Consider the following 8,867-nt stretch of genomic DNA (forward strand, 5'->3'; position numbering starts at 1 on the left):
ATATTCCATCTTTTTGCAATATTTTATTATTCAATTGTTGCAGCGGTTGTTTGCAAGGCACTTTGTTTCAATTGCTCTTTCAAATCTTCAATTTCTTCTAATAACTCAGCATTCTTCTTTTGCTCTTCCGCTAATTTGCTTTCTATTTCTGTAAGTTTATGAAACATATTAGGCATAAAGTGCTCCATAATTGTTAAATCAATCTTATCAAGCACTTCAGGTCTTACCTTAGCCTTTTTGCCATTTTTTTCATGTTGAAATAACACCCTATTTTTATCTACTCCACGAATAGCCTCTAGACAAATTCCACTTCCATGATTCAATCCATCTGCCGAATCAACATCAATATGAAGAGGATCGGTATCACCATACTTACCAGTAGATATTGGTGCTACAAGAAGTTGTCCTTTATTATTATCATATAATACTACTGCAGGATGTAAGAAAGTTAATTCCTTATTAAAATGTCCAAATAACTCTACTTCTACTATATGGCCTCTGGATAAGTTTCTCCTAAAGAGATGAGGTAAATTTCTTGATTGGTCTTTGACATATCTCTCTAAACCAACTAACCAACGAATACCATAATATTGGTTTTTCTTCATAATTTCATTAAATAGTTCTGATAAAAGTTCATTACTATCTTTTATTAACTGTATATCTTCATGCATTTTAGGTATATTTTCATTTGGAATACCCTTAAAAGATTTCAATTTAGTCTTATATTTTTTTGTACGCAATCCAACCTCTCCCAAATCTTGTATATAATTTACTATCTTATCTTATCGTAATAATTGTGAATATAAAAGTAGAAATCTTGTTTTGGCGAAATCAAAGGACATCAAAAATAAAATAAAAGCAGGAAATAAATCCTGCTTTTCACTGTTGTATATATTTTGTATTTTGTGTCCTTAAGTATGGTACCTGTGGAGCGTGTAGTTATTCTTCTCAACAATTAATTTTAATGCTTCTTCCTGTAATTCCATCTGGAACTTTTCTCTAATTCCTGCCTTACGGTATATTCTCCATAATGTTAAATCCTGTCCATAATCCTGCAACTCCTGTACTGCCCATTGTAACCTTCTAATTTGAAAATCTTTAATACTCTCAGTTTGTTCCTCCAAATATTCTTTTGTCATTGGAAGTTTATCAAGGTGTTTTTCCAATAATGGTCTAATTCCAATTCTACTGCCTACTGAACTTATTGTAATACGTTTGGGCTTCTCGGCAGATAACAAATCATTGACTGCAACTCTTACATTTTCGTAAATTTCCTCATCCCGATACTTCCAGTCAACCCTATGATTATCATTCGCGGTTGATTTTAAATTAGGGGAGTTTCGATTCAACCAGTCCCTATCATTACGATATAACCATGTGAACACTCTATTGTTAAGTTGGCGTAATTCTGTTTTACTGCTGCTGGGATACTGTTTTTTTAATTTAAGCCATTCTCTTCTGTATCCTTCTCTATTCTCGGAAGGAGAATCCTGCTTAATGGGATTTTTACTTCTATCCTCTTCCTCACTTCTTTTTATCCAATATGTTTGTAAACCTAATTTCTTAGTATATTTTTTGACTGTGGCTGGGTCTACCTCCAATTGCCTTGCCGTTTCCCTTAAACTTAGTCTTTGTCTAGTAAGTTGTTTTAATTTGGCTTCCCATACAGGGCCAAATTGCTTAATCTTGGTTATTTTGTATCTGTCTTTCTCTTCTTGATCAGGACCTGTTCTGAGGTAAATAAAACCACAATCGCACCTAAATATCCCAATAGGACTTTTACTATCCGTGCCATACCTTAATTCTATGTCGGTAACAACAGGGCTCAAATAATGACTAGCAACAGGATTCAAACATGGCCAAGGTTTCTCTCCAAACGGTTTATAGTCGATTTTTTTAATAAAAAAATCTGAAATGGAAATTCCGAGGAACTGTATAAATAATAGGTGTCTTAAGGGATGGGTAGTCCTATTGTTTCTACGAAGCATATCATTTAGCCAATTGTTATTATTATTAATATCTGATTGCATTTTTTCCAGTAATCCATGTCCATAAAAATCCAAAAAGGACTCTAGCAACTCTTTTTTTCTTACCCTACCGTTTACATTTGCAAAACCAAGTTCTTTTAACTTACTTAAATACTGCTCTTTAAACCAGTCCAACGATTTACTTTCCACCTTATTACTTAACAGAAATTTAATATCTTCTGTAATATTGATTACCTTTTCCACGGTTTTATCAGTGTAATTTGATTCCCAAGTAATTATTTTGCAAGTTTCAGTAGCAGCCAATCTATAATCATGTTTGTTATAACCCCTAACCGGGACTTGGCTATCATACAGTGGCGTCTTATGATCTGGGCAAACAAGAATTCCCGGTATTTGATGGATTCTATGCCAATACAATTCTCCAAGGTTATTCATCTCTTCCTCAATACATTGGGGGCAAAATTTAAAGAACTGATTCAACTTAATTGAACTTGCCATCAAACCAATCCTATTATAAATGCTGCCACCATTATCCCCAACCATAGATTCTTTAACTTTAGCAGCATGGTCAGGAGGCAGGAAAGCAGCATAAAATGGATAAAGTGTATGATTTGCAATTAGGTATTCGGGTGTATAATGATGCCCGGCAGGAAGGTTTTCCATAATACGATAGATATGAGAAGGCAAGTCCATTATTGCTGTAATACTGTCCGTTCCATATACATCCTTTTGTGTTGCTTTGATACTGACGTTTCCACTACGTACGTGGTATCTCGCCAAAACACTGTATAAAAGTTCGTCTTTATACGGGACAGGAAAGAAGGTCATCATTTCCCATCACCCTGTCCGATAAAAATCGTTTTCATGACTTTTAATAAAGCCACCATTACTAAGAATTTCATACGCTGTCTTGTACTCTTTTCGTCCCTCAACAACTAAATTCCTTATATCATTCACTACTGAAGATTCTTCCTTCTTTGACCTTTTCTTTCGTTTATATGCAGCAGATATTCCCTGAATGGCTCTCACAACCAATTCGTTTATATCCAAATTCCCCTCTTTTTCAGTAATTTCCTCTACAGCCTTTTGAACTTCGTTTGGCTCAAAATCCAATTCTATAAGTTTCAAAATTGCCTTTTCTTTTATGGATATACTCATTTCTTGTTCTTTTTTCTTTTGCGTTCTTTTTATTGCCTCCATCTTCATTTGCAAATCAATAGATGCCCTTTCTCTATCCATAAATCCTAAAAAATCTACATCCACGGTACTGATATCCTCAAACTTTGCAATCTTACTAATGTTGCCCGACTTCAAAGCCTGAATCATTGGTTTAACAAGTTGTAAATGCTTATTAGCCACCTGACTAATGGTTTCTGGTGTTATTTCTTCCCTACCTGTCATAATGGCCTCAATTTGACCCATGGCGTAAAGTTTTACCGCGATATCAATAATACCTTGGCTTTCCTCATACAAGGTATTTTTAAAATCATCTGTTAAAGGAATCTGTTTCTTGGTCCATTGATAACCCCAAAGCGCATTAATCAATAACTCCCAGTTTTGGTTGTTTTTTAATCTATCCCAAATCATATCTCCTTGACCACTTCCCCGCCTTGCCTGTCTAAATTCACTTTGCAAAATAGACAATCCAGCGGGAGTTCCTACTAAAATAACTGGAACACCAATTGTATTAACTAGTGTTACAAAAAAGTTCAGCATCTTTTGATCCCCACCACTTTTTGCTTTACTTAAATGCTGAATCTCGTCTATAACTAAAACACCCAGCCCTGTGTTTCTCGCTATTTGAGACATAATCACCAACATATCATTTATCGTTTTTCTACCTAGCCCAAATTTTTTGTGATATTCTGTTCCCAATAAATCGTCGACCTTTCGAAAAAATTCCAAGGCTAGTCCTCTCAAGGAAGAATCAAAAGGACAATCGAGTTTAAGCCATGCAAGTTGATACATACTGAAATTTATTCCGTTATAGTCTTTGTGAACAATAACTTGAGGGTATAAGGACAAAATTCTATTTATAGCAGTTGTTTTTCCCATGCCACTTACACCGATTATTGTAAAACCTGCTGCAGTTGTTCTAAAAACACTATTATTGCTTAATTCACTTTGCAATCCTTTGATATTTCGATGTCCTTCCTGCAAACCCTGTGCATACCCGGCTCGAAAAGGATTCCTTGCCAAATATCCCTGTCGAATTACCCTAGAGATTCTACTTTCCAAATCCAAGTGTATCCATAACGGCTGAAAGCATTGGAATAATCTTTGAACCAAATGAATGCGATAATGTTTATCTAGCATTCTTTCTTTTGGGTTGTAATCAGCATATATAGCCATTTTTTCAATGGATTCCTCTGTAGAGAGTATAGAAGGAAGTGCTTCAATGAAAGGATTCCCACTATATTCCTTGATAACCTGTTCCCCGTATTCAGCAATAACCGCATCACTGCCATTTGGAATAATAATTTTATTCATCTTTCTTTTTTAAAGCCTCCTTCTGCTTTCTCAACAACAAATCAAACCCTGAATCTCCCATAAATTCATCACTTTCTGATTGATTAAAAGGAACAATCTTAGAGTTTTCTAAATTAACTTTATTTAATTCAAAAGCCTCTTCATCACGTTGTATCATTTTTTCAACAGCACGGTTTGCACGAATGCTCCCTATTCTGCCCCTTTTACTAATTACATCCGTTTGTTTTTGAGATGTTTCCATTTTAGCCTGTTTTACAATCGCTTCAATTTCAGTGTTTAAATCAACTTTTGACTGTATTGCTTTCTCCTTGTGCTTCTTTTCTTTCAGTTTTTCGTATTCTAGCAAGTAATTAATTTCTTCAACTACCTTGCCCTTATATCGTTGCTGATGTTCCAATAAAAAGCATTTATCAAAACTCAAACCATTTTCATCCCGTAAATATAAATAATCCATATTTCTTGGATCATAACTTATTTCAATTTTCCAAGTGCCCCGGTTCCGAGCCTTTTCAAACCATCTTTCCTTTAAAGACTGTTTTGATCCATAGAGTAATCCTTTATACGCAATCCCCTTTGCAGTTACGGTAGCCTTGCCCGTTGGCATGAGATTGAGTTTTACAACATCCTCTGAAACATGACGTAACTTTCCAGATTTGTTGTTTATACCCCATTCCCAGAGTTGTATTGGAATAGACTCTATTCCGTCCTCCACCATCATTTCTTCACGCTGATAGTTTGTAAGATAATGTTGATTATTATGATATAAAACACATTTGATAATCACTTGAGTAAACTGGTAAATATCCAACTGTGCCTCCAAACGGTAATCACGATCACCACGTTCTTTAACAGGCTTTACCGAACCCGGAAGAAAAGCCTTCGTTCTTGTATTGGTAACTCGAAAATGTTGTTCAATTATTCCCTTTAAGTCAGCCCTGTATGAAGGTGTATTTAAAATTTTTATTCCAAAGTTATTAATTAGAGGCTCAACTTTACTTCCCTCTAATTCCCCTCGGTCAGCCAAAATAGATTCTGGAAGGTGCGCGACTGGCCACTCATGTTTTTCAATCTCAATTCCGAAGTCCCGACAAAAACTAACTTTATCAGAAGCAGCATTAGCCAAAGCCATCATTGCACCCGCCCAAGATGGACCCTCTAAACCTATATACAGACCGACTACCATTCTGCTATAAACATCCATTACGGAATAGATTACAGGTCGTCCAATTATCCAGTCACGATTAAATCTTGATAACAAGTACAAATCGCCTATTGTAGCATCAATCTGATAAACTGCACCGGGACCTAATGCTTCTGTTGTTGACTCACCAATAATTGCTCTATGATTTTGGTCATAATTTTTCCGACCTTTTCTTTGGCTAATTTCCCTTTTGATATCTCTTTCCTTTTCAAACCAATACCTAAATTGATTTAGTGATGGTAACTCTCCATAGGATTTTATTACGGGTATTTCTACATTCCCTTTCACTTTACTATCCATTCTAAAATACTCTTTTAACATAAGTTCGTAGGTTAGAGTAAGTGATTTTTCGGTAGAGGAGTAATAATGCTTGTTTATAGCAGACCTAAACATTTTTTTGATATTTTCATCGATATTTATTCCTTCACCTGTAACCTGCCCATGCTTTCTTGGCCGTCCTCTTTTTACCTCACTGGACTTTTTTTCCTTTCCTTTACCTCCACACAGATAATAGTCAGGTAAAAGAGCATTTTTTGTTTTGCCGCGTTGCCAATACTTTTTTATATAGCGAATAACAGTGCTTTCGTGAATATTGTGGGCTTCACACTTTTTTAGAATTAATTTTCTTCTTTCTGCTGAATGGTAAACAAATGGCTCTAACTGCACAATATCCTTTATGACTTCCCAAGTACTGTCACGTAAGGACAGATGTTTTTCAGGAATAACATTTTCATTTATCAACCGACTGAATGGGTCCTTTTCAACAAGAATTACGCTACCCTTGTTAAGCCCCTCTTCCACTTCTGAAATATTCCTTTCATAAGGCAAAGAGGTGGTATGAATATTAAAAAAATACCCATAATCATGTTCTTTATTAAGCCATAATACCCGTTCTACTACTCTCTCGTTTTCTGAATCAGTAAAGGAAATAAGACTATTAACTACAAGCATTTTCTTTTTACCTCCTCATGTGTAACTCGTGGCTTTACTTCTATTGTTGGATTGGATAGATTTACATCAATTTGGTTAGTCATATCTATCCCAATCTGTTTGGAAGCAATTAAAAACTTAAACACAAACAACGCTGTTCCTGAATCGTAATTAAATTCCTTGTCAAAGTCAGCGGTAATCTTTCTAATTGAATGCTTGGCATCTACTAATCTTTCTATTAAAGAGTTGCCTAAATAAATCAGTTCATCCTGTGTAAAACCTCTTTCAGCATATGAATATAAGCAGGAATGGACCCATTCAATATTTTTTGCAAGCACATTAGAAATTTCTTTTTGAGTAACAACTCCCCAGTCTATTCCTTTTTCCGTCCAATATCGGCGTTCAATCTCTAATCTTTCCAATGTCTTTTTCTTCTCAAGTTCCGAGGCCATTTTTATGCTTCTGGCTAAATGCAAATTAACTCCATCTGCTCTGTTTATCGTTATTAGGAAATTAGTGCTTAGTATATATGGATATCCACTATCCTTATCTGTAAATAGTTTGAAATTCAAATCCGATTTATGTTGAATAGTATCTTCAAGGTCCAACAGGGGATAATGTTCTCGAATGTCAACAACTGTATCTTCCCACTCCAGCAGATAAAAGTAGCGAGCCTGCAAATCTGAAAATAAATGATGTACTCTACCACTCTTCCACCCTAGTATTCGTGATACTCTCCCCATAGAAGGAAAATCCTGAATAGTCAACCATGGCTTATATTCCTTGCCTGCTCCCTGTCCCCGTCCATCTTTAACAAACCGATTATATTTATTCTCATTCCAAGATTGATTACGTTTAGTCATTTTCCACTTCCTCTACTACGATAAGGTGAATTTTAGTAACTCGATTCTAACGGGCCGGTTAGACACATTCAATATCCCTCAGCAATCTTTTTTATGATTTTAAGGGAACATTATTATCATTCTTCTTTCACCTAAGTTATTTACTGCAAATAATTTTTTGTAACTATGTTAAATTAGAATAAAGTTTGCAGAAGCGAGGAATCACGTTCACCCCTTGCCACATATGACTTCAAAGGCATTACCCAACTTTTTTAATGAGAATAAAGTTTGCTCAAAGATTTGCCCGTTTTCAGCAGAAAAGTAATTCTAAAAATAAAAAAGATAAGAATAAAGTTTGCTTAAACATAGTGGAGAGATCACCATCTAGAGGAGTGACCAAAACCCAATTAGGGCACCTAACGGTGCCCCCTGTACCATAACCGATTCTTGCCTTCTAATGAGGTGCCTATGCAATTGTACTTTTTAAATTTGTTGGAATTGCCGAAATTGGTGGAGGGGGATCTTAATTGGCTATGGTTAAGAGAAGATAAGCCATTAATGGGGTGTTTTCGGAGGAGTTGACTTGGCGTAATAAGGTGGTAATTACTACATTTCGAGCATTCCCATGCGGAGTATATGCTGCTATGGAGGAGTCCTTCCGTATTTGAGGATGGGGTATACCTTATTTATACGATTGGATAGATGCTGGTATCTGTTTAGTGGGTGTTTCAGTAATGATATTCGCACCTCGCCAATAAATGAGGTATCGAAGATACCTTTAACCCATCGGCCTCATACATAGCACCTTACGGTTTCTCATATACCACCGTCAATCCCATACTTTCCACGTTACCCATACATAATTATTTATTTTTATTATTATTTATTTTTTTATGGGCGAGTGCTTAAGTCTGAAGCATGGTGTACCTTCATGGACGTGGACTTCTCTTGAAAGAGGAAGCACTCTACTATACCTTGCGGTTTCCCCTGTACCACCGCCATTCCCATACTTACCTCGTGGCCCATACCTATTTATTTATATATATTTATTTTTAAGGGCGAGGACCTTGCTTGGGGCTTGTTACACGTTACTGGACGTGCGCTTCCCTTGAAAGATGAGGCACACTACTATATCTTACGGTTTCCCCTGTACCACCGTCATTCCCCATACTTACCACTTGACCTCTGCCTAATTATTTATATATTTATTTTTTTATGGGCGATGACCTATACGGTATTACCCAGCCCGTAAGTGTCACCTTGTCCCTCTCGAAAACCCTTTGGTAGCCCACAATAAACATAAAAAAGCCTCGTGAATATACCCATACTCTGGATACACCCACGAGACTTTAAGCAAACTTTTTTCTTCTTAAGCAGACTTTTTTCTCATTCTGCAAACTTTATTTTTATTTAACA

The 8,867-nt window shown here is 35.9% G+C and carries 6 protein-coding genes; 1 reads left to right on the forward strand and 5 read right to left on the reverse strand.

What is annotated here, in order from left to right; all coding sequences use genetic code 11:
• Window positions 1-26 precede the first annotated feature (26 nt).
• The 5 genes from ADJ83_RS18195 to ADJ83_RS18215 form a co-directional block, all read right to left on the reverse strand.
• Window positions 27-740 (reverse strand): type II toxin-antitoxin system PemK/MazF family toxin, encoded by a 714-nt coding sequence (locus tag ADJ83_RS18195; RefSeq protein ID WP_048718591.1) that lies wholly within the window; start codon window positions 738-740, stop codon window positions 27-29.
• Between the two features lie 171 nt (window positions 741-911).
• Window positions 912-2,819 carry a TnsD family Tn7-like transposition protein gene (locus ADJ83_RS18200; protein WP_035416626.1) on the reverse strand — a complete coding sequence of 636 codons (1,908 nt, stop codon included), beginning with the start codon at window positions 2,817-2,819 and terminating at the stop codon, window positions 912-914.
• Between the two features lie 6 nt (window positions 2,820-2,825).
• A complete protein-coding gene (locus ADJ83_RS18205) occupies window positions 2,826-4,478 on the reverse strand; it encodes an ATP-binding protein (protein WP_031539043.1) in 1,653 nt (550 codons plus the stop codon).
• On the reverse strand, window positions 4,471-6,480 hold the full coding sequence (locus ADJ83_RS18210; RefSeq protein ID WP_204375776.1) for a Mu transposase C-terminal domain-containing protein: 2,010 nt from the start codon (window positions 6,478-6,480) through the stop codon (window positions 4,471-4,473). Before ADJ83_RS18210 ends, ADJ83_RS18205 begins: the two co-directional genes overlap by 8 nt.
• Window positions 6,481-6,620: 140 nt before the next feature.
• Complete coding sequence (locus tag ADJ83_RS18215; RefSeq protein ID WP_031539037.1) at window positions 6,621-7,472, reverse strand: heteromeric transposase endonuclease subunit TnsA; 852 nt, start codon at window positions 7,470-7,472, stop codon at window positions 6,621-6,623.
• 656 nt (window positions 7,473-8,128) lie between these two features.
• On the opposite strand from ADJ83_RS18215, the gene ADJ83_RS26965 reads away from it, so the two are divergent.
• A complete protein-coding gene (locus tag ADJ83_RS26965) occupies window positions 8,129-8,209 on the forward strand; it encodes a hypothetical protein (protein ID WP_311226016.1) in 81 nt (26 codons plus the stop codon).
• Window positions 8,210-8,867: the final 658 nt, after the last annotated feature.

It is taken from the genome of Bacillus sp. 522_BSPC (assembly GCF_001076885.1).
Lineage (GTDB): Bacteria > Bacillota > Bacilli > Bacillales > Cytobacillaceae > Niallia > Niallia hominis.

What these genes read in the sequence shown, in the direction of transcription:
- ADJ83_RS18200 (WP_035416626.1), bottom strand. Translation starts at nt 2,819, where the DNA reads ATGATGACCTTCTTTCCTGTCCCGTATAAAGACGAACTTTTATACAGT.
- ADJ83_RS18215 (WP_031539037.1), bottom strand. Translation starts at nt 7,472, where the DNA reads ATGACTAAACGTAATCAATCTTGGAATGAGAATAAATATAATCGGTTT.
- ADJ83_RS18205 (WP_031539043.1), bottom strand. Translation starts at nt 4,478, where the DNA reads ATGAATAAAATTATTATTCCAAATGGCAGTGATGCGGTTATTGCTGAA.